The sequence below is a fragment of the Salinibacterium hongtaonis genome (genome assembly GCF_003065485.1).
Classification (GTDB): Bacteria; Actinomycetota; Actinomycetes; order Actinomycetales; family Microbacteriaceae; genus Homoserinimonas; species Homoserinimonas hongtaonis.
Genome location: NZ_CP026951.1, coordinates 329,887 through 349,223 on the forward strand (window position 1 = coordinate 329,887; position 19,337 = coordinate 349,223).

A 19,337-nucleotide genomic window follows, 5' to 3' on the forward strand; every position below is an offset into this window, starting at 1 on the left:
TGGGTGCTGGGCGGCGAGCGGCGACCGCCGCTGTTAGGTAATCCTAACCAAAGTCGCCTGGGGGCGCCATGGTCGCGCTCGGCAGCCTTTGCCATGAGGCGCGCCACGGCCGCGAGCATAAGCTTGACGCGATGACTGACTCACGCGAATCCGAGCATGCACCGGGCGAGACCGAACTCGGCAGCGACCTGCCCAGCGCTGATCTGCCCAGCGCTGATCTGCCCAGCGCTGACTCGCTCTCAGAGCAGCACGCCAGCATCCTGCAGTTTGAATCACGAGCATGGGGGCATGCGGGAGTCAAAGACGAGGCGATTCGCGTGGAGCTTGGGCTCACCTCCGCCCGCTACTATCAGTTGCTGAACGCCGCGATCGAATCTCCCGCAGCCGTCAAGCACGACCCGATGCTCGTGCGCAGACTTCGCAGGATTCGGGACGGGCGCGCGCGGGGGATCTCAGCGGGCGCCGAACCCGAGGATCTGTGACCGCGGCGGGAACCTCGGCCTGCGCCCCAGCGTCACGGCCGAACAAGACCTAAAGGAAGACGATGGCCACCCGCATCAAGGATCGTTTCGACGACATCCCCGACGACCTCACGCGCGTCGGCGCCCACCGTGCCCCTGCTCCTCGCTCTCGTCGCTGGATCGGCCTGGCCTGGGCCGCAGCAGCGACTGTCGTGCTCGTCGCCGGCGGTCTCTTCGGGCTCAGCCTGCTCAACCCCGACCTGGGCCTTACGATTCCCGGAGTCGGCACCTCAGCCGAGGCCGGTGCGCCTGGCGCTGGTGACGATGCCGCCGCCGTTGTCGAACCAGCGCTCGACCCCGAGGTTGCCATCACGGTGCTCAACGGCACCGGAACCGCGGGACTAGCCTCCTCTGTCGGTGACTCTCTCGAGGAGAAGGGCTGGGGCGGCGCCGCCCTCGGCATTGGCAGCCGGGCAAACGCCGCTGCCGACGACGTTGCCACGACGCAGATCTACTACAGCGACCCCGAGCACGAGGCCGCCGTTCTCCAGCTCGTGCACGATCTCGGCGTCGGCCAGCCGCGCCTCTCGAACGACTACCCGGCCTCGCCCATCACGATCCTGATCGGCGCGGACTACGTGGCTCCCGCCGCCTAAAACACCCCCTGATCGAGGGCGCGAACATTACGCCTCTGTTTAATCTGCGTCTACGGGGTGACGGATCGTCACATAACTCTCCACTTTTGCTCAGTTCGTCGCTACTATCTGGACTGGTCGCTCATCCGGCTCCCATGTGAGGCATGCTCCACAGCACATCTCTCCGAGAACCAGGTAGACCCGAACTACGTTCGGATCGGCGACTCGGCGCCGTACCGCGTGCGCCGCTGACGATACACAGCAGGGAGTTGCACAATGGCGAACGGATCCGTGAAGTGGTTCAACGCTGAAAAGGGCTACGGATTCATCACCGTCGAAGGCGGAGGACAGGACGTTTTCGTCCACTACTCGGCCATCGACATGAGCGGATACAAAGTTCTCGAAGAGGGCCAGCAGGTGGTCTTCGACGTCGGAACAGGATCGAAGGGTCCCCAGGCGGAATCAGTGCGCCTGGCCTAAACAACCGCCGGGATAACCGGCACCAATCGGGGGGCGCGCCCCTCAGCTGACGCCGCTCCCGCCGGGGGCGGCGTTAGTGTGTGGCCTGTGATTGCGACACTGCGGGTGGGGAGCAGGGCTGCCGCGGCGGGAATTCTCGTTGCGTTGACAGCCATGACAGCGGGATGCGCGGCGGAGGCGACTGTTGTCACCAAGTCGGCTGCGCCCGCCTACGAGAGCACGTACGAGCAGCCAGCTCCGACCCACATCGCCCCCCTGCGCGGCACAACGGTCGAGGCGGGTTCGCTCGATCACGCGGCCGTCATGGCCAAGATCGACAACCACTGGAGCGCCCGACCGCAGCTGGGGCTTTCGGCCACAGACATCGTGTTCGAGGAGCTGGTCGAGGGTGGCATCACGCGTTACGTGGCCGTCTGGCACTCGACCGTGCCCGAGCAGTTCGGTCCCGTGCGTTCGATTCGCCCCATGGACCCCGACATTGCCGCGCCCTTCGGCGGCATCATCTTCTATGCCGGAGGCCAGCCGCAGTTCGTCAGCATGATGCGCAATACCCCCGTATACAACGCCATCCATGGCCAACCGGATACTGCCGACTACATGTTTCGGGCCAGCGATCGCACAGCACCCCATAACGTGATCGCCGAGGCGAGCAAGTTTTTGGCAGCGCACTCCGATATCGCCGCTCCGACGTTGCAGTTCGCCTACGCTGCGGATGCCGCCTCGTCGACCGCAGCAAAAGAGGGCAGCCCGACCCAGTCACTCGACCTAGCCTTTTCCACCCAGTTCCGCCCATCGTGGACGTGGGATGCCGCCAGTAGCCGATTCCTGCGCTGGCAGGACGGCAAGCCCGATACCGATGCGAGCGACGGCCAGCAACTCGCGGCCACCAACGTTGTGACCTTGCGCGTGCCCGTCACGATGAGTGCCGTGCCGAAAACCGAACTCATCGGCAGCGGGGAGGCGTGGGTCTCCACGGGGGGCGGCACCGTTCATGCCACCTGGAGCAAGGCATCCGCGACGGCCCCCATCACGCTCATGGGCGACGACGGAATCACCGTTCGGCTAGGGGCGGGCAACACCTGGATCGAACTCGTTCCGCTGGCCGGCAGCTTCTCTGCGGTGCCTCCCGGCGCCTGAGCGAACGTTTCTAGCCCTAAGCCGTTGTGCGCAGCCACTCGTCAAATGTGACCGAGCCGCGCTGAGCATCCGGGCCCGGCAGCAGGGTGCCGTCGCGCATCGCCGTGCCCATTCCGCCCGGCAGGGGCACGGAGGCGATGGGAATGCGCCACCCCTTTGCCCTCGCATACGCGCGGGCGAGAGTAACGAGCCGCTCCTCGCGCGGCCCCGCCAGATCGCTAACGCGACCCTGAGCATCCTGTTCGGCCACATCGACGAGCCGCTCGGCCACTTCACGCGCGGCTACGGGTTGCGTGCGCATGATCGGGATCGTGCGCACCGGCCCAAGCTTGGCCCGATCGAGCATCTGCGCGGCGAACTCGTGAAACTGGGTGGCCCGCAGGATGCTCCACGGCACGGTGCTGCCAGCGACGATGTTCTCCTGCAGAACCTTGCCCGCGTAGTAACCCGATGGCGCCTTGTCCACGTTCACGATGGAGAGGACGACGTGGTTTCGGATGCCGGTCGCGTCACCTGCGGCGAGCAGATTGGTCGTTGCGGTGCGAAAGAAGTGCCGAGAAGTCTGAGCTGAGGTGGTGACCACGCTCGACACGTCGACGATGCTGTCGGCGCCGACAACCGCCCTGGCCACCGACACAGGGTCGAGCAGGTCGATGCCCGCCGAGCGGCTGATCTCGACGGGAGTATGGCCGCGTTCTCGGGCAACATCGCCAACGAAACGGCCTACGGCCCCGGTTGCTCCAGCGATTGCGATTCTCACGGGCGGCTTCCTCTCAGTAAGTCGGTGAATGCTGGGGGATGGTTCAGTTGTGGCTCTGCGGTGAAGTTCGTGCGTGGTGCCGTCCGCACCGTGAGCCTAACCCGGCAAGCGCACGCGCCCGGGCCTGCAAGCAAGGGCCTCTGAGCTTGCACTCGCTAGGGCAGAGTGCCAGAATCATTTAGCACTCCCTTTGGGAGAGTGCCAACAAGCTGATGCAATTTCCGACGTCCGGGAGGGACGAGAAACACACATGGCAAAGATCATTGCTTTCAATGAAGAGGCCCGTCGTGGCCTTGAGCGCGGCCTCAACACGCTTGCGGACGCCGTCAAGGTGACGCTTGGCCCGCGCGGCCGCAACGTCGTACTCGAGAAGAAGTGGGGAGCCCCCACGATCACGAACGACGGCGTCTCCATCGCCAAGGAGATCGAGCTCGACGACCCGTTCGAGAAGATCGGTGCTGAGCTCGTCAAGGAGGTCGCCAAGAAGACCGACGACGTCGCCGGAGACGGAACCACCACCGCTACTGTGCTCGCCCAGGCTCTGGTTCGCGAAGGCCTGCGCAACGTCGCAGCCGGCGCAGACCCGATCAGCCTCAAGCGCGGCATCGAGAAGGCCACCGCTTCGGTGATCGAGGCCCTCGTTGCTTCCGCCAAGGAGATCGAGACCAAGGAAGAGATCGCGGCTACCGCATCCATCTCTGCCGGTGACGCCGAGATCGGCGCACTGATCGCCGAGGCGATCGACAAGGTCGGCAAGGAAGGTGTTGTCACCGTTGAGGAGTCGAACACGTTCGGCACCGAGCTTGAGCTCACCGAGGGTATGCGCTTCGACAAGGGTTACCTGTCGGCATACTTCGTGACCGACCCCGAGCGCCAGGAGACGGTATTCGAGGACCCCTACATCCTCATCGTCAACGGCAAGATCTCGAACATCAAGGATCTGCTCCCCATCGTCGACAAGGTGATCCAGGCTGGCAAGCAGCTGCTCATCATTGCTGAGGATGTCGACGGCGAGGCTCTGGCCACGCTCGTTGTGAACAAGATCCGCGGCATCTTCAAGTCGGTTGCCGTCAAGGCTCCCGGCTTCGGCGACCGTCGCAAGGCTCAGCTGCAGGACATCGCCATCCTCACCGGTGGTCAGGTCATCAGCGAAGAGGTCGGCCTCAAGCTCGAGAATGCAACGCTTGACCTTCTTGGTCGCGCCCGCAAGGTCGTTATCACCAAGGACGAGACCACGATCGTCGAGGGTGCCGGCGATGCTTCGGCCATCGAGGGTCGCGTCAAGCAGATCCGCGCCGAGATCGAGAACACCGACAGCGACTACGACCGGGAGAAGCTCCAGGAGCGTCTCGCCAAGCTTGCTGGTGGCGTCGCCGTCATCAAGGCCGGAGCCGCAACCGAGGTTGAGCTCAAGGAGCGCAAGCACCGCATCGAGGACGCCGTTCGCAACGCGAAGGCAGCCGTCGAAGAGGGCATCGTCGCCGGTGGTGGCGTTGCGCTCATCCAGGCCGGCGAGGTCGCGTTTGCTAGCGCAGCGATGACCGACCTGGTTGGCGACGAGGCGACCGGTGCGAACATCGTTCGCGTCGCGATCGACGCTCCGCTCAAGCAGATCGCCGCCAACGCGGGCCTCGAGCCCGGTGTTGTCGCCGAGAAGGTGCGCAACCTTCCTGCTGGCCAGGGCCTCAACGCCGCGACTGGTGAGTACGTCGACATGCTCGCCGCTGGCATCAACGACCCGGTGAAGGTAACCCGCTCCGCGCTGCTCAACGCAGCGTCGATCGCCGGTCTCTTCCTCACCACCGAGGCCGTCGTCGCCGAGAAGCCCGAGAAGAACCCTGCACCCATGGGTGACCCGTCGGGTGGCATGGACTTCTAGTCCACGCCGGGCATTAGCTCGAACTAGTACGCCAGAAGGGCGGCTCCTGCGGGAGCCGCCCTTCTGCTGTTAAGGCGGGTCGTGTGTACGCGCGGGTGGTGGCGGCGGGAGCTGCTGCCGGCTCGCCGCACCCGAACGGGTTCGCCGCGCCCCGACGCTGCTGCCGGGCTAGCGCACGAAGAGGCTCGCGTTGGCCTGCTCTGCCTCGGCATACTGCTGCCCGGCGCGGCCGAGGGCGTGGGTGATGCCCGTGAGGCTCTGTTCCACCAGGTGCTGGGTGTTGCGCCAGTCGCTCACGACCGACTGAAAGGCCGTCGACGCCTGGCCCGTCCACGACGACTGCAGGGAGACAAGCTGCCCCAGCATCCCGCTCACCTCGCCCTGGATGCGCGCCGCAGATGCCCGCAGCGCGCTCTCGGCTGAGAGCACGGCATCGCTGTCGACCTGATACTGCGTCATGGGGTGTCCCTTCGTCGCGGCTGCCCCTGTGGCGGCCGGCACGGGCCACGGTAGGTGGGCCGAGCGACGGGGGATGCGCGGCTAGGACTTGGGTGTGCGCGGAGGCGAGACGTAGTCGTCGGGGAGGAGAGGCAGAGTGAGGCGGAACGTTGCCCCGCCGCCGGGGGTCTCGAGAACCGTGACGTTGCCCTTGTGGGCGTCGACGATCGCCGCGACGATAGCCAGGCCGAGCCCGCTTCCGCCCGTCTCCCGCGTGCGGGAGGTGTCGGCGCGCCAGAATCGCTGGAAGATCTTGTCGCGAATCTGCGGGGGCACGCCTTCGCCATGGTCGACGATGTCAAGTTGCGCGGTGCGGCGGACGGCATCCACTCGCACCACAAGGTCGATGGGGCTGCCATCCGGGGTGAACCGCAGCGCGTTTCCGATGAGGTTCGTGATCACCTGGCGCAGCTTGTTCTCTTCGCCCAACACCACGGCAGGCACGACGAGCGTTGAATACTCCGCCTCGGGCGCTGCCGGCTCGTCCGCCGGAGAACTGGCTCCCTGGCGCACCGAGCGTGACCGAAGCGACCGCAGGCGAGCCAGCTGCGCTCCGGCGAACGCGATGGGGCCGGTTGTCGCCGAACGATTCGCGGGCTCTGGCTCAGATTGGATGCTGTTGGAGGGCGCGAGCTCTGGCTCTTCGACTCGCACCGAGACTGTGCGGTCGGGGGCCTGCGCCATGGCGTCGAGGGCCGCATCGTGGGCCAGTGGGAGCAGGTCCACGGGGGCGAGCCGAAGGGGCTTCTTCTCGTCAGCACGAGCGAGTTCGAGGAGATCCTCCACCAGCTCTCCCATGCGGATCGCTTCTTTCTCGATGCGCTCCATCGCTTGGGCGACATCCTCTGGCTTCTCCAGGGCGCCCATGCGGTACAGCTCGGCATAGCCGCGCACGGAGACAAGGGGGGTGCGCAGTTCGTGGCTGGCGTCGCCGACAAAGCGGCGCATCTGATCGATGGTGCGGGCGCGGTCGGCGAAGGCCCGATCGATGCGCCCCAGCATGACGTTGAGTGAGCGGTTGAGCCTGCCGACTTCGGTGTTGGGGGTGGCCCCGGGGAGTCGTTGACTAAAGTCGCCTCCGGCGATTGCCGCTGCGGTGGCTTCGACCTCGCGCAGGGGCCGGAACGTGGAGGTCACGAGCAACCGGGTGAGGGCCGCGCTCAGCACGACGACGGAGAGGGCAAAGCCGAGAAAGATCGCCGTGTAGCGGGTGATCGTGGCATTCGTCTCGTCGAGACGTTGGCCGATCACCAGGGTTGCAACATTGCCCGTATCGACGTTCTCCACGGGGAAGGCGACAACGCGGGTTTGGCTTGTGTGGGTCGCGTTCTGCAGCGTGACGGCGCCCTCCAGCTGGATGACCGTCGGCAGTGTCAGCTCGCTGAGCACGGGTCGCAGGTGCGCCTCGTCTTTGTCGAGGTTGTCCTCGATGAGCTTGCCCGAGTAGTCCACAAGCGCCATGTAGAACGGCGACGGGCCGAGTGAACCGGATGAGATGGAGTCGGTGTCGAGATCGATTTGCCACGCAGTGATGTCGGCCGCCGCGGACTTGATGTTGTCGTCAACGCGGTCGAGAAGATAGGTGCGGAGCACCGACATGGTGCCGACCCCCGCAACGAGCAGACCTGCCGTCACGATGAATACGGTAACCCCGGTGATCTTGGTTCGAAGGGAGATCGAATCCCACCACTCAAGGGGCCTGGATGCAGTCATCATGCTTGTATCACCACGTCAGGTTACGTGCTCGGGCTGAGCGCAACATCCGCACCCCCTGGGCGCAGCGTCAGGATTTGTCGACCTTGAGCATGTAGCCGAATCCGCGCTTGGTTTGAATCATGGGTTCGTCGGAATACTGGTCCAATTTGCGCCGCAGGTAGGAGACGTAAGATTCCACGATTCCGGCATCTCCGTTGAAGTCGTATTCCCACACGTGGTCGAGAATCTGCGCCTTGCTCAGCACCCGGTTGGGGTTGAGCATCAGGTAGCGCAGCAGCTTGAACTCCGTGGGGCTCAACTCGACCTGGTCGTTGCCGACCGTGACCTCGTGGGTGTCCTGATCCATCGTCAGTTCGCCAGCGCGGATGATCGCGTCTTCTTCGTCTTGCATCGTGCGGCGCAGGATGGCTTTGATGCGGGCGACGATCTCGTCGAGGCTAAATGGCTTGGTTACATAGTCGTCGCCGCCCACAGTGAGGCCCGTGATCTTGTCCTCGGTGTCGTCCTTGGCCGTGAGAAACAGGATGGGGGAGGTGTAGCCGGAGGAGCGCAACCGTTTGGTCACGCCGAAACCGTTCATGTCGGGCAGCATGACGTCGAGGATGATCAGGTCTGGCTCTTCTTCGAGCACGGCTGAGATGGCCTGGGCGCCGTTGCCGACGGCCCGCACGGCAAAGCCTGCGAAGCGAAGGCTCGTGGTGAGCAGGTCGCGGATGTTGGGCTCGTCGTCGACGATCAGAATCTTAGGTCCGTCACTCATGACCCCAGTATCTGAAAGTTGTCTGGATGCGGACTGGGAGTATCAAAGTCTGCGTGAAGCCCCAGAATGCGGGCGTAGAGTCCGCACGCATGAGCGCGGAAACACTTCTGATCGTGGGCGGCGGGCTCGCAGCCGCTACTGCGGCGGAACAACTGCGAGCGAATGGCTTCGCCGGCACTATCCGCATCATCGCGGCCGAACGGCATCGCCCCTACATCCGCCCGCCGCTCTCGAAGGGGTATCTGCTGGGCACAGAGGGCAGGAATGCCGTAGATGCGCAGCCTGCCGAATGGTACGAGCAGAACGGGATCGAGCTCATTCTGGGAGCTATCGCGACCTCCGTCGACCCAGCCTGCCACCATGTCGGTCTCGCAGATGGGCGGGCTTTCGACTACGACCGGCTCCTGCTGGCCACGGGGGCGAGTCCGCGCCATCTTGAGCTGCCCGGAGCGCAGAGCGTGGGAGTTCACTACTTGCGCACTCTCGACCAGAGCGACGACCTGCGGGCGGCGTTGAGCGAGGGAGGCCGAACGGTTGCTGTGGTGGGCGCCGGGTGGATCGGGCTCGAACTCGCTGCCGCCGCCCAGGTCTATGGCAATGAGGTCACAGTGATAGGGCGGGGCGAGGAGCCGTTGCAGGCGGCCATCGGGGTCGAGCTTGGCCGCGTATTCAGGCGAATGCATGAGGAGCACGGGGTGCGGTTCCGGATGCAAGCGAGCCCTCAGTCGTTCATCGAGCGCGATGGGGCAGTCGCCGCAGTCGTGACCGAATCCGGTGAGGTGGCCGCCGACCTGGTGATCGTGGGCGCCGGGGTCGTGCCCGCAACGGCCTTGGCGGCATCCGCAGGGCTTATCGTGCTCGACGGCATTGTGGTCGACGAGTCACTGCGTTCATCGGACACCGACATCTTTGCCGCAGGGGATGTGGCCAATCCGTGGAATGCGGTTCTCGCCCGGCATGCCCGCTCAGAACACTGGGCCAATGCCATCGCGAGCGGCACGGTTGCCGCCAAGACGATGCTCGATATCCCCGCTGTTCTCGATGATGTGCCCTACTTCTATACCGATCAGTACGACCTCGGCATGGAGTTTTCGGGCTATTCGTCGCTCTTGCAAACGGCGAGAGTCGTCTATCGCGGCGACGTTGGCGCCCGCGAATTCATGGCGTTCTGGCTGGCCGGCGACCGCGTTGTGGCCGGGATGAACGTGAACGTGTGGGACGTGCACGAGCAGATCGTGGCGCTCGTGCGGTCGCTCGAGTCGGTCGACCGCGAGAAGCTTGCCGACCCTTCGGTGCCGCTCGCGAGCCTCGCGGGCTGACCGACCCCTCACCGCGCCCATCACGGGGTGCCACTATGGGGGAATGAGCTTTGCCCTTCCCCCGTTGACCACTCCCGTGCGCATGCTCGGCCCCCGAAGTTTCGACTTCTCGCGCCGCGTCGCTGTCATGGCAATCGTCAACCGCACTCCCGATTCGTTCTATGACGAGGGGCGCACGTTCGCCCTAGACGCTGCCGTGGCGGCATCGCTGACGGCGGTCGAGGACGGTGCCGACTGGGTGGACATCGGTGGCGTTCCGTTTGCCCCCGGCGACCCCCTGCCCGCACACGAGGAGGCCGACAGGGTCGTGCCCGTGATCGAGGCTGTGCGTGCGGCATCCGATGTCATCATCTCTGTCGACACGTTCCATGCGGAGGTTGCCCGCCGCAGCATCGAGGCCGGCGCCAATGTGATCAACGACACGACGGGCATGAGTGACCCCGACTTGGCGAGAGTCGTTGCCGAGAGCAACGCGAGCCTGGTGATCACGCACAGCCTGGCGCAGCCGCGCACCCCGTTCGCCCACCCTCGCTACACCGACGTGGTCAGCGAGGTGACCGGCTACCTTCGACGCAAGGTGCGGGCGGCCATGGATGCGGGCATCCCGGCGCACAGGCTCTTTATCGACCCCGGCCCCGACCTCAACAAGAACACCCTGCATACGCTTGAGATTGTGCGCAGATTCGACGAGATCGCTGCCATCGGGTTGCCGGCGCTCGCGGCCCTGTCAAACAAGGACTTTATCGGCGAGACCCTCGACCTGCCCAAGGCGCAGCGTCTTGAGGGGTCCATCGCGGCGGCTGTCGCGTGCGTTCTGCAGGGGGCCCGCATCGTGCGCGTCCACGAGGTGGCACCCACCGTCGCCGCCGTTCGCATGGCCGAGGCCGTGCTGGGGTTGCGCCAGCCCGCCTACCTCAAGCACAACATGGGCGAGTTCAATGAGTGAGTCAGGGTCGGGATCGATCAGGATGCTGCGGCCGTACGCATCGCTCGACGACGATGGCCTCGCCGCCGTCTATGCGGTGCACGACCGCGCAGTTCCGTGGCTGCGCGTCAACTTCATCACCAGCATCGACGGTGCGGCCACCCACGACGGCCTCTCCGGGGGACTCGGCACCTCGGCCGACCGCAGGGTGTTCGACGTGTTGCGCTGGCTCGCCGACGTGATCGTAGTCGGCGCGGGAACCGTGAGAACCGAAGGCTACGGCGCGATCAGCCTCGGGGACGACGCCGTCAGGTGGCGTCGTGAAGCGGGGCTCCCCGACCAGCCGGTTTTTGCGATCGTATCGAACACGCTCAGGCTCGACCCGGCATCCGACATCTTCACCAAGGCTCCGCGTCGACCGCTCATCCTCACCTCCGCTGCGGCCCCCGCGGACCTGCGCTCGGCGCTCGCCGAGGTTGCGGACGTGATCGACTGCGGCGAGAAGGCCGTTGACACGAGGATGCTGCGCACCCTGCTGGCGGAGCGTGGGCTCCCGCAGATGCACAGCGAGGGTGGCCCGCACCTTTTTGGCGCGATGATTGCCGACGGCAGCGTCGACGAGCTCTGCATCACCGTGAGCCCGCGCCTTGAGGGCGGCATGGCTCGACGCATCGTGGATGGGGGAGCTGTCGCCCCGCGGGGTATGCATTTGGCGCACACCCTTGCGGCGGATGACGGCACTCTGCTGCTGCGCTACGTGCGCGCGGACTCCTAAGCGGCGGCAGCCTCGAGGCTGTGGGCGTCGAGAATCTCGTAGCTGTAGCCCTGCTCGGCGAGAAAGCGCTGGCGGTTCTGGGCAAAATCCTGGTCCACGGTGTCGCGGGCGACGAGGGTGTAGAAGTTCGCGGGCAGCCCGCTCTCTTTGGGGCGCAGGAGTCGGCCGAGGCGCTGCGCCTCTTCTTGGCGTGACCCGAACGACCCGGAGACCTGGATGGCAACCGTCGCCTCGGGCAGGTCGACAGAGAAGTTGGCGACCTTGGAGACGACGAGCACGGTGAGCCTGCCGTCGCGGAACTCCTGAAAGAGTCGCTCGCGTTCGGCGACCGGAGTCGCGCCGGTCAGTTGGGGCGCGTCGAGGGCCTCGGCGAGTTCATCGATCTGGTCGAGGTATTGGCCAATCACCAGGATGCGTTCGCCCGCGTGGCGCTTGACGAGCTGTTTGACGACTCCGAGCTTGGCCGGGGCGGTCGCGGCGAGGCGGTAGCGTTCGTCGTCGGCCGATGCCGCGTACTGCAGGCGCTCTTCTTGCGGAAGGTCGATGCGAACTTCGTAGCAGGATGCCGGGGAGATGTAGCCCTGAGCTTCGATCTCCTTCCACGGAGCGTCGAAGCGTTTGGGCCCGATGAGGCTAAAGACGTCGCCCTCGCGGCCATCCTCACGCACGAGCGTTGCCGTGAGCCCGAGCCTGCGCCGAGCTTGGAGCTCGGCGGTGAGCTTGAACACGGGGGCGGGCAGCAGGTGGACCTCGTCGTAGACGACTAGGCCCCAGTCGAGAGCGTCGAGCAGCTCGAGGTGGGCGTATTGGCCCTTCCTCTTGGCGGTGAGGATTTGGTAGGTGGCGATCGTGACGGGCTTGACCTCTTTGACCTGGCCGGAGTACTCGCCGATCTCCTCCTCGGTGAGGCTCGTGCGCTTGAGGAGCTCCGCCCTCCACTGGCGTGCAGAGACGGTGTTGGTCACGAGGATGAGCGTGTTGGCTTTCACCGCGGCCATGGCGCCGGCGCCCACGAGCGTCTTGCCGGCGCCACAGGGGAGCACGACGACTCCGGAGCCATGCTCGGTGAAGTTGTGCACCGCCTGCTGCTGGTACGGGCGGAGCCCCCAGTCCGACTCGTTGAGGGAGATCTCGTGCGGGGTGCCGGGCGTGTAGCCCGCGAGGTCTTCTGCCGGCCAGCCGAGCTTGAGCAGCTCCTGCTTGATCTGGCCGCGCGCCCACTGCTGAATGACAAAAGTGTTGGGGCCGCGACGCTCGAACAGCAGCTCGGCCACCTTCTTGGCCCGGCCGATTTCGGCCAGCACCGCAGGATCCGTCGCCGTCAGGGTGAGGACGCCATCCTCATCCCGCTCGATGCAGAGTCGGCCATAGCGGGCAACGGTCTCGTCGATATCAACGGCCACGCTCTGCGGAATCGCAAACTTGCTGAACTTCTCGAGCGTGCCGAGCATGTCGGCGGCGGTATGACCGGCGGCGCGGGCGTTCCACAGACCGAGCCGGGTGATGCGGTAGGTGTGGATGTGCTCGGGGGCACGCTCCAGCTCGGCGAAGATCGACAGGTCGTGCCGGGCGTCCTCCGCTAGAGGGTGCGCAACCTCCAGCAGAACGGTGCGGTCACTTTGCACAATCAGGGGGCCGTCAGTCATAACAGGCCAGTCTACGCGCGTGTCGCGAATCTGCTGCCCGAGATTAGCTGCCGGGGGCGATGGAGTCGATGCTCGAGAGCGGAAGGGTTCGCTCGATGTCGCTGCGCCGGTCGCGGGCCCGCAGCCGACCGCCGGCAACGCTCGTGGGCATGAGGTCGAACTCCACAATCGCCCCGCCCGGCACTGTAACGCTCACCGTGAGTGGCGTCTTGGCGCGAATCGCCGTCTCTAGCTGACGCGCGATCCAGGCCTGACCGCCACCCTCTTCGTCGGCGGGCTGATCGTCGGCCGCCTCGATGAGGCGCTCCACCAGTTCTACCAACGGGTCCACGATGCCGGCGCGGCTCGCGCGTGCCACCCTGTGGCGGCGCAGAGGGATGATCGTTCCGTTGCCGTCCTCGGCGGCGACCGGATAGCGCGCATCGCTGAGCGACCAGAACACCACGTCGAGGTCGAACCGGCTCACAAGGCGGTGCTCGCCTGCGCGGCGAAGGCCGAGCGACGAGAGCGTTTGGTCCACGGCGATGGTGCGCAACAGGTTGGGGTCGTCGGAGCGCAGATAGCTGCGGGCGCCGTGGTCGACCATGTCGGGGTCTGAGCCCCCGTCGACCGCGCCCGCCCGAATGAGGCCGTAGCGGGTGGAGCCTTCGCTGATGAGGTAATCCAGCGGCTGTGGCAGGCCAGTGCTCGAGACGGCGGCCAGAAACTCCCGCAGACTGTCGGCTGTCTCGCCCGCGGTGAGGGCGCGATTGAGGCTCGCGGCAGAGATGCGGTAGGTCATGGCCAGGCCACGGTTCTCTACATCGGCGACCAGCCGCATCCGCTCATCGATGTGCGGCACGAGGGGGCCAGGCGCTACCACCGACAGGTCGTGCTGCAGGTAGACGTGCTCCACCTCGGTGGGCAGAAGGGGCTGTAGGGCCTGCTCCGCGGCATCCGATCGCCCGGCAAGCAGCAGGGTTCCCGGGCTGCTGGGCACCTGCCCGGCCGTGATGCCCAGGAGCTCGGCGTCGCGCGTATAGGTGGTGACGCGCTCGTCCATCCACTCGCCGCCAACGGGGTAGAGCCAGTCGATGTAGGAGCGCAGCCCTTCGCCCCACACGGAGTGCGAGCGTTCGCCGAGGAGGCGACGGATGTCCAACGGCAGCCGAGCGAACCAGGCGTCGGAGAGTCCGCGCCAGCGTGCGCTGGTAGCCCGCGCCAGCCACGCGCTGCCCTCTTCTGTGGTCATCCAGGTGCTTGATTCGCGGCACACGAGGTTGCCGCGCTCGGCCAGGGAGAGGTAGGCGGCCACCGTTTCGAGGTCAACGAGCATGGCGGAGGCGAGCCGTTTGGAGTCGGGCAGGGCGATGCCGCCCTTGGAGAGCTCCCGCGCGGGCTGGCGTTCGAGCTCGATCAATAGCTCGGTGACGGCGCCCGTCGCGGCGAATGCGCGCTCGGCGGCGAGGCGGTCGATAAAGCGCTGGTCGACATCCGTCACCGGCTCCAGGGCGCCACCGGCTTCGATGCCCGCAAGGTCGTCGAGGCTCGGCAGACCAAAGACCGGCCACGACCGCAGCTGGTCGCACACGCCGTCGTAACAGCGGAACGTATCGCCCACGGGATGCACGAGCAGCAGTTCAGCGGCAGCCGTGAGGTGGTCGTGAACCTGCTCTACCGAGAGTGGGTGTGCCGAGATCGGGGCGAGCTGCGCGGCAACTTCGGCGGCGGTGAGCGGCTTGCCGTCGCGAGCGAGCATGGCGATGCAGGTGAGGGATGAGCGGTCGAGCCGGCTGAGCGCCTGCTGGATCGCCCCGTGGTCGAGCAGGGCGTCGGCGAGATCGAAGTAGTCGCGGATGCCCGCAGAAGCTGCGGGGGAGAGCCCGAGATCGCGGTTGGCGAGTGCGCTGAGAAGGTCGTCTCTGGAGGTGCCACGCAAGCGCGTGGCCAGCGTCAGTGTGTTCCCCATGGTTGCTCGCGTTCCGTCTCCGGCGCCGTTGCCAGAAACCATCGAAGTGAGTGGTGCTCTAGCGTGCGCGATTCTCGCGTGATCGTCTTACCCCCGTGATGGCGAGCAGTGCAACCGTGAGGAGCAGCGCTACCGGAAGAGCGAAGTACGGGATCATAATGACCGCGCCCCAGAGGCCGTTAAAACTGTTCACAATTGCCCCCGTCGCATAGCCGATCATGGCAGCAGCGAAGCAGAGCAGCGCCACGATCACGAGCGTTGCGATCATGAACGCGAGGATTCTCTGGGCGCGATTTGCGGTCTCGGGTGTTGAATTGCTCACAGCACAAGGATACGGGCTCAACAACCCCGTTAGGCTTACACGTTACGGCGGTCATTGCGGCACCGTGCATTTGCGTTCCCCACAATGAGAGGTAGTGCCATGCCAACCGGCAAGGTTAAGTTCTACGACGAGGACAAGGGCTTCGGCTTCATCAGCTCCGATGACGGCCAGGAGGTATTCCTTCACGCTTCTGCGCTGCCCGCCGGAACATCCGTTCGTGCGGGCACCAAACTCGAGTTCGGCATCGCCGACGGCAAGCGGGGCGCCCAGGCGCTCTCGGTTCGCGTGCTCGAGGCTCCGCCGAGCCTGGCGAAGATGAGCCGCAAGCCGGCCGACGACATGGCGATCATCGTTGAGGATCTGGTCAAGCTGCTCGACGGCATTGGCACGAACCTCAAGCGTGGGCGCTACCCCGAGGCAAGCCACTCGCGCAAGATCGCAGCCATGCTGCGAAAGGTTGCGGACGAGCTGGATGCCTGAGGCCCCGAGCATGACTGACGATTCGAGCGAGCCCCAGGCCGATTCGGTGGCGCCCGCGCGCCGAATCGCAAGCCCTGCCGATTTTGAGATCGCTCGCGCGGCGCTGCTTGAGATCACGACCCAGGAGACGATCGGTGCCCCCACGGGTTCGATCGACGAGGGCCAGGGCACCGTCACGGTGTATTTCGAGTCAAACAAGCTGGGCTACCCGGGCTGGCGCTGGACCGTGAGCATCGCGCATGTTGAGGGCTCAGCCCCCACCGTGCTCGAGACCGAGCTCACGCCCGGCGACGACGCCCTGCTCTCGCCCGATTGGATTCCGTGGGCCGACCGCCTCGCCGACTATCAGGCTGCTCAGGCGGCCGAGAAGGCGGCAGCGGCCGAGCTTGGCGAAGAATCGAGCGATGTGGATGACGACATCGACGACTCGGATGACTACTACGACGACGACCCCGACGACGACGATGCGGCTCTCCTTCACGGCGGCGACCTCGACGGTGTCGACATCGACGAGGTGCAGATCGTTCTCGAAGAGGGCTCTGCGGATGACGATGATGACGATGACGACGACTCGGATGACGACGACTCGGATGACGACGACTCGGATGACGACGACGACGAAGACTCCGACGACGAAGACTCCGACGAAGACGACGACGACGATCGCTAACTTCCACGCTTAACAAGCAAAGGCGCGGCACCCTCGGGTGCCGCGCCTTTGTTGTAGCTGCTGCTTAGAGTGCGCCCACCACGAACTCGATCGACTTGATCAGCTGACGAACGTCGGCGGGGTCGATGGCCGTGAAGGTGGCAACGCGAAGCTGGTTGCGGCCGAGCTTGCGGTATGGCTCGGTGTCGACGATGCCGTTGGCGCGCAGCACCTTGGCGATCGCGGCGGCATCGATGTCGTCGTTAAAGTCGATGGTTGCGACGACCTGCGAGCGGTGCTCGGGGTTTGCAACGAACGGGGTTGCGTAGTCGACGCTGTCGGCCCACTCGTAGAGAGCCGAGCTGGATTCCTTGGTGCGAGCATCCGCCCAGGCAAGTCCGCCGTTGCCGTTGATCCAGCGCACCTGCTCGTCGAGCAGCAGCAGTGTGGAGAGCGCGGGGGTGTTGAGCGTCTGGTTCAGGCGCGAGTTGTCGACGGCCTGCTTGATGCTGAGGAAGTCGGGGATGTAGCGGTCGCTTGCGGCGATGCGCTCGACACGCTCGAGGGCAGCGGGGGAGAAGAGGGCGAACCATAGGCCGCCGTCCGAGGCGAAGTTCTTCTGCGGCGCGAAGTAGTAGACGTCGGCCTGGCTGGCGTCGAAGTCGACTCCGCCGGCGGCGCTCGTCGCGTCGATCACGGTGAGGGCGCCCTCGTCGCCCGCAACTCGGGTGACGGGAGCCATAACGCCCGTGGAGGTCTCGTTGTGGGTCCAGGCGTAGACGTCGATGCCCTCGCGAGCCACGGCGTCGGCGCGGGAGCCCGGCTCGGCCTTGATCACGTCGGGGGCTTCGAGCCACGGCGCGGATGCTGCCTTGGCGAACTTGCCACCGAACTCACCGAACGTGAGGTTCTGGCTGCGCTTCTCGATGAGGCCAAATGCGGCAGCATCCCAGAATGCGGTGGATCCGCCGTTGCCGAGCACAACTTCGTAGCCTTCGGGGATGCTGAACAGCTGGCCGAGGCCCTCCTGAACGCTCTTGACGAGGTTCTTGACGGGCGCCTGGCGATGAGATGTTCCGAGGATCTTCGCCCCCTCAGTGGTGAGGAACGAGAGCTGCTCTGGGCGGACCTTGGAGGGTCCACATCCGAAGCGTCCGTCGGCGGGCAGCAGGTTAGAAGGAATTATCAGCTCGGCCATGGCGCAATTCTATTGCCCTCGGCCGAACGCCTACGCCGTATGACGACAGCACTCATGTGGCTAGCGGGCTGGACGCCGCGCCGCAGGTTAGGCTAGCCTGACACGCTTGTGCACCGGGAGGGCGACATTGACTGATCTCATTGACACCACTGAGATGTACCTGCGCACCATCTATGAACTCGAAGAGGAGAACATCATTCCGCTGCGGGCGCGCATCAGTGAGCGTCTGGGTCACTCGGGCCCCACGGTCTCGCAGACCGTCGGCCGCATGGAGCGCGATGGCCTCGTCGTTGTCGAGAACGACCGTCACCTCAAGCTCACCGATTCCGGCCGCGAAAAGGCCGTCAGCGTTATGCGCAAGCACCGCCTCGCGGAGCGTCTGCTCTCCGACGTGATCGGGCTCGAATGGTCGCTCGTGCACGAGGAGGCCTGTCGCTGGGAGCACGTGATGAGCGAGCAGGTTGAACTGCGCATCATGGAGCTTCTCGGCCACCCCACCCACTCTCCCTATGGCAACCCCATCCCCGGGCTTGAGGCCCTCGGCGAAGTGCCGACGACGAGTTTTGCCTCGGGTGTCGTCAACATCGTCAACTACACGCTGGGCGCGGTCGGCCCGGTTGCGGGCACCGTTCGCCGCCTCGGCGAGCCTGTGCAGTATGAGGTGGAGCTGCTTGAGCAGCTGCGCACGGCCGGCGTCGTGCCGGGCGCCAAGGCCAAGTTCACGGCATCCGGATCGTATGTTCTGGTCGAGGTCGACGGCGAAGAGGGCGGCCTTGAGCTGCCCAACGAGGTCGCGCAGCACGTTTACGTGGGCATCAAGGCGCTCTAACTCCCGGTTAACACTCGGTGGCAGGGCGATGGCTTTGTGGCGCGCCCAGATGCTGCACAGACCCGACGGGGTTACCCTGGAATTCGTGCAATTCTGATGAACCATCGGGAGAAACGTTATGAGTGAGGGCAGGAGCATCCGAACCACGGACGCGCTGTGCCCTGAGCGGCTCGCCGGGCACGGCCCCGGCGGCGGCACCCTCATACGCCCGAGCGACCGGTGCGACGCAGACACCTGCGCCTGTTCACCCCGCGGCACCGCCTTGATGGCGGTGCCTTTTTTCGTTAACCCGCGGATGCGGAACAACGAGTCAGAGCTGTGCGAAGCGTCGCGCCCCTGCAAGCCGTGCAGGGCGAGAACGATTGGATACCCATGCGCACCCTCGTGTTGAACGCGGGCTATGAGCCCCTCGCCATCGTCAGCTTCAAGCGGGCCATCGTGCTCGTGCTGAATCAGAAGGCAACGGTCGTGGCCCACGACGCCGAACATCCGGTCTATGCCCAGACGGAATCGTTCGAGCGCCCCTCCGTCATTCTGCTCACGCGCTATGTGCGCATTCCCAACGGGCGCTCCGTGCCGGTGAGCCGCCGCGGGGTGCTGCGGCGCGATGGCCACAATTGCGGATACTGCGGCTCGCATGCCACAACGATCGACCACGTTCTGCCCCGGTCGAGGGGTGGCAAGGATTCGTGGGAGAACCTGGTGGCGTGCTGCCTGCGCTGCAACAACGTGAAGGGCGATAGGACCCCGAGGGAGATGGGATGGAGGCTGCGCGTGCGACCGCAGGCCCCGCACGGAACCTCGTGGATGGTGCAGGGTGTCGAGAGCCCCGTGCCGCAGTGGGAGGAATACCTGGCCGCCGCCGCAGCATAGCTGGCAGTTTGCCAAGGCTGGGCTGGTAGCCGGGCGCATGTGGCGCG

20 protein-coding genes are annotated in these 19,337 nt (G+C 65.6%); 12 read left to right on the forward strand and 8 right to left on the reverse strand.

The features are described 5' to 3' along the window. Nucleotides 1–131 precede the first annotated feature (131 nt). The 4 genes from C2138_RS01660 (at nucleotide 132) to C2138_RS01675 (ending at nucleotide 2,713) form a co-directional block, all read left to right on the forward strand. The gene (locus C2138_RS01660; RefSeq protein WP_108518674.1) at nucleotides 132–482 is read left to right on the forward strand and encodes a DUF3263 domain-containing protein; all 351 of its coding nucleotides are present in this window, start codon (nucleotides 132–134) and stop codon (nucleotides 480–482) included. A 62-nt stretch (nucleotides 483–544) separates the two neighbouring features. Next, nucleotides 545–1,117, forward strand: coding sequence for a LytR C-terminal domain-containing protein (locus C2138_RS01665; RefSeq protein WP_108515030.1), 573 nt, complete (start codon nucleotides 545–547; stop codon nucleotides 1,115–1,117). Between the two features lie 255 nt (nucleotides 1,118–1,372). Continuing rightward, nucleotides 1,373–1,576, forward strand: coding sequence for a cold-shock protein (locus tag C2138_RS01670; protein ID WP_108515032.1), 204 nt, complete (start codon nucleotides 1,373–1,375; stop codon nucleotides 1,574–1,576). Between the two features lie 87 nt (nucleotides 1,577–1,663). Beyond that, a complete protein-coding gene (locus C2138_RS01675; protein WP_159078103.1) occupies nucleotides 1,664–2,713 on the forward strand; it encodes a DUF3048 domain-containing protein in 1,050 nt (349 codons plus the stop codon). 16 nt (nucleotides 2,714–2,729) lie between these two features. Here C2138_RS01675 and C2138_RS01680 read toward each other — a convergent pair whose 3' ends face one another. After that, nucleotides 2,730–3,473, reverse strand: coding sequence for an SDR family oxidoreductase (locus C2138_RS01680; RefSeq protein WP_108515036.1), 744 nt, complete (start codon nucleotides 3,471–3,473; stop codon nucleotides 2,730–2,732). A gap of 250 nt (nucleotides 3,474–3,723) precedes the next feature. Between C2138_RS01680 and groL the strand changes: the two genes are divergently transcribed. Beyond that, a complete protein-coding gene (gene groL, locus C2138_RS01685; RefSeq protein WP_108515037.1) occupies nucleotides 3,724–5,352 on the forward strand; it encodes a chaperonin GroEL in 1,629 nt (542 codons plus the stop codon). Between the two features lie 168 nt (nucleotides 5,353–5,520). Here the strand turns inward: groL and C2138_RS01690 are convergent, their stop codons facing one another. The 3 genes from C2138_RS01690 to C2138_RS01700 form a co-directional block, all read right to left on the reverse strand. Beyond that, nucleotides 5,521–5,811, reverse strand: a complete 291-nt coding sequence (locus C2138_RS01690; RefSeq protein ID WP_108515039.1) for a WXG100 family type VII secretion target — start codon at nucleotides 5,809–5,811, stop codon at nucleotides 5,521–5,523. 81 nt (nucleotides 5,812–5,892) lie between these two features. Beyond that, nucleotides 5,893–7,563: a sensor histidine kinase gene (locus C2138_RS01695; protein ID WP_108518675.1), complete on the reverse strand. Its 1,671-nt coding sequence runs from the start codon at nucleotides 7,561–7,563 to the stop codon at nucleotides 5,893–5,895. A 70-nt stretch (nucleotides 7,564–7,633) separates the two neighbouring features. Beyond that, nucleotides 7,634–8,326, reverse strand: a complete 693-nt coding sequence (locus C2138_RS01700; protein WP_108515041.1) for a response regulator transcription factor — start codon at nucleotides 8,324–8,326, stop codon at nucleotides 7,634–7,636. A gap of 89 nt (nucleotides 8,327–8,415) precedes the next feature. Here C2138_RS01700 and C2138_RS01705 point away from each other — a divergent pair, with 89 nt between their 5' ends. Genes C2138_RS01705 through C2138_RS01715 form a run of 3 tightly spaced genes read left to right on the forward strand, consistent with a single transcriptional unit; the run spans nucleotide 8,416 to nucleotide 11,345 of the window. Further along, complete coding sequence (locus C2138_RS01705; RefSeq protein WP_108518677.1) at nucleotides 8,416–9,645, forward strand: NAD(P)/FAD-dependent oxidoreductase; 1,230 nt, start codon at nucleotides 8,416–8,418, stop codon at nucleotides 9,643–9,645. A gap of 43 nt (nucleotides 9,646–9,688) precedes the next feature. Next, the gene (gene folP, locus C2138_RS01710) at nucleotides 9,689–10,591 is read left to right on the forward strand and encodes a dihydropteroate synthase (protein ID WP_108515043.1); all 903 of its coding nucleotides are present in this window, start codon (nucleotides 9,689–9,691) and stop codon (nucleotides 10,589–10,591) included. Further along, entirely contained in the window at nucleotides 10,584–11,345 is a 762-nt protein-coding gene (locus C2138_RS01715; RefSeq protein ID WP_108515045.1) for a pyrimidine reductase family protein, read from the forward strand. The genes folP and C2138_RS01715 overlap by 8 nt, the downstream gene beginning before the upstream one ends. Here the strand turns inward: C2138_RS01715 and C2138_RS01720 are convergent. The 3 genes from C2138_RS01720 to C2138_RS01730 are packed head-to-tail and all read right to left on the reverse strand — an operon-like array spanning nucleotide 11,342 to nucleotide 15,261. Continuing rightward, nucleotides 11,342–12,991: a DNA repair helicase XPB gene (locus C2138_RS01720; protein WP_108515047.1), complete on the reverse strand. Its 1,650-nt coding sequence runs from the start codon at nucleotides 12,989–12,991 to the stop codon at nucleotides 11,342–11,344. The genes C2138_RS01715 and C2138_RS01720 overlap by 4 nt on opposite strands. A gap of 43 nt (nucleotides 12,992–13,034) precedes the next feature. After that, nucleotides 13,035–14,939 (reverse strand): helicase-associated domain-containing protein, encoded by a 1,905-nt coding sequence (locus C2138_RS01725; protein WP_108518679.1) that lies wholly within the window; start codon nucleotides 14,937–14,939, stop codon nucleotides 13,035–13,037. 58 nt (nucleotides 14,940–14,997) lie between these two features. Next, nucleotides 14,998–15,261 (reverse strand): hypothetical protein, encoded by a 264-nt coding sequence (locus C2138_RS01730; RefSeq protein WP_108515048.1) that lies wholly within the window; start codon nucleotides 15,259–15,261, stop codon nucleotides 14,998–15,000. Nucleotides 15,262–15,360: 99 nt separating this feature from the next. Here C2138_RS01730 and C2138_RS01735 point away from each other — a divergent pair, with 99 nt between their 5' ends. Together C2138_RS01735 and C2138_RS01740 are read left to right on the forward strand one after the other, a co-directional pair. Further along, nucleotides 15,361–15,741, forward strand: a complete 381-nt coding sequence (locus C2138_RS01735; RefSeq protein ID WP_108515050.1) for a cold-shock protein — start codon at nucleotides 15,361–15,363, stop codon at nucleotides 15,739–15,741. Between the two features lie 10 nt (nucleotides 15,742–15,751). Then, on the forward strand, nucleotides 15,752–16,411 hold the full coding sequence (locus C2138_RS01740) for a DUF3027 domain-containing protein (protein WP_241961141.1): 660 nt from the start codon (nucleotides 15,752–15,754) through the stop codon (nucleotides 16,409–16,411). Nucleotides 16,412–16,475: 64 nt separating this feature from the next. Here the strand turns inward: C2138_RS01740 and serC are convergent, their stop codons facing one another. After that, nucleotides 16,476–17,588: a phosphoserine transaminase gene (gene serC / locus C2138_RS01745; RefSeq protein ID WP_108515054.1), complete on the reverse strand. Its 1,113-nt coding sequence runs from the start codon at nucleotides 17,586–17,588 to the stop codon at nucleotides 16,476–16,478. A gap of 127 nt (nucleotides 17,589–17,715) precedes the next feature. Between serC and C2138_RS01750 the strand changes: the two genes are divergently transcribed. Together C2138_RS01750 and C2138_RS01755 are read left to right on the forward strand one after the other, a co-directional pair. Then, entirely contained in the window at nucleotides 17,716–18,417 is a 702-nt protein-coding gene (locus C2138_RS01750; RefSeq protein WP_108515056.1) for an iron-dependent transcriptional repressor DtxR, read from the forward strand. Between the two features lie 372 nt (nucleotides 18,418–18,789). Beyond that, entirely contained in the window at nucleotides 18,790–19,290 is a 501-nt protein-coding gene (locus tag C2138_RS01755; protein WP_108515058.1) for an HNH endonuclease, read from the forward strand. The last annotated feature ends 47 nt before the right edge of the window (nucleotides 19,291–19,337 follow it).

What these genes read in the sequence shown, in the direction of transcription:
- C2138_RS01705 (WP_108518677.1), top strand. Translation starts at nt 8,416, where the DNA reads ATGAGCGCGGAAACACTTCTGATCGTGGGCGGCGGGCTCGCAGCCGCT.
- C2138_RS01670 (WP_108515032.1), top strand. Translation starts at nt 1,373, where the DNA reads ATGGCGAACGGATCCGTGAAGTGGTTCAACGCTGAAAAGGGCTACGGA.
- C2138_RS01740 (WP_241961141.1), top strand. Translation starts at nt 15,752, where the DNA reads ATGACTGACGATTCGAGCGAGCCCCAGGCCGATTCGGTGGCGCCCGCG.
- groL (WP_108515037.1), top strand. Translation starts at nt 3,724, where the DNA reads ATGGCAAAGATCATTGCTTTCAATGAAGAGGCCCGTCGTGGCCTTGAG.
- C2138_RS01735 (WP_108515050.1), top strand. Translation starts at nt 15,361, where the DNA reads ATGCCAACCGGCAAGGTTAAGTTCTACGACGAGGACAAGGGCTTCGGC.
- C2138_RS01725 (WP_108518679.1), bottom strand. Translation starts at nt 14,939, where the DNA reads ATGGGGAACACACTGACGCTGGCCACGCGCTTGCGTGGCACCTCCAGA.
- C2138_RS01720 (WP_108515047.1), bottom strand. Translation starts at nt 12,991, where the DNA reads ATGACTGACGGCCCCCTGATTGTGCAAAGTGACCGCACCGTTCTGCTG.
- C2138_RS01755 (WP_108515058.1), top strand. Translation starts at nt 18,790, where the DNA reads ATGCGCACCCTCGTGTTGAACGCGGGCTATGAGCCCCTCGCCATCGTC.
- C2138_RS01695 (WP_108518675.1), bottom strand. Translation starts at nt 7,563, where the DNA reads ATGACTGCATCCAGGCCCCTTGAGTGGTGGGATTCGATCTCCCTTCGA.
- C2138_RS01715 (WP_108515045.1), top strand. Translation starts at nt 10,584, where the DNA reads ATGAGTGAGTCAGGGTCGGGATCGATCAGGATGCTGCGGCCGTACGCA.
- serC (WP_108515054.1), bottom strand. Translation starts at nt 17,588, where the DNA reads ATGGCCGAGCTGATAATTCCTTCTAACCTGCTGCCCGCCGACGGACGC.
- C2138_RS01700 (WP_108515041.1), bottom strand. Translation starts at nt 8,326, where the DNA reads ATGAGTGACGGACCTAAGATTCTGATCGTCGACGACGAGCCCAACATC.
- C2138_RS01660 (WP_108518674.1), top strand. Translation starts at nt 132, where the DNA reads ATGACTGACTCACGCGAATCCGAGCATGCACCGGGCGAGACCGAACTC.
- C2138_RS01690 (WP_108515039.1), bottom strand. Translation starts at nt 5,811, where the DNA reads ATGACGCAGTATCAGGTCGACAGCGATGCCGTGCTCTCAGCCGAGAGC.
- C2138_RS01665 (WP_108515030.1), top strand. Translation starts at nt 545, where the DNA reads ATGGCCACCCGCATCAAGGATCGTTTCGACGACATCCCCGACGACCTC.
- folP (WP_108515043.1), top strand. Translation starts at nt 9,689, where the DNA reads ATGAGCTTTGCCCTTCCCCCGTTGACCACTCCCGTGCGCATGCTCGGC.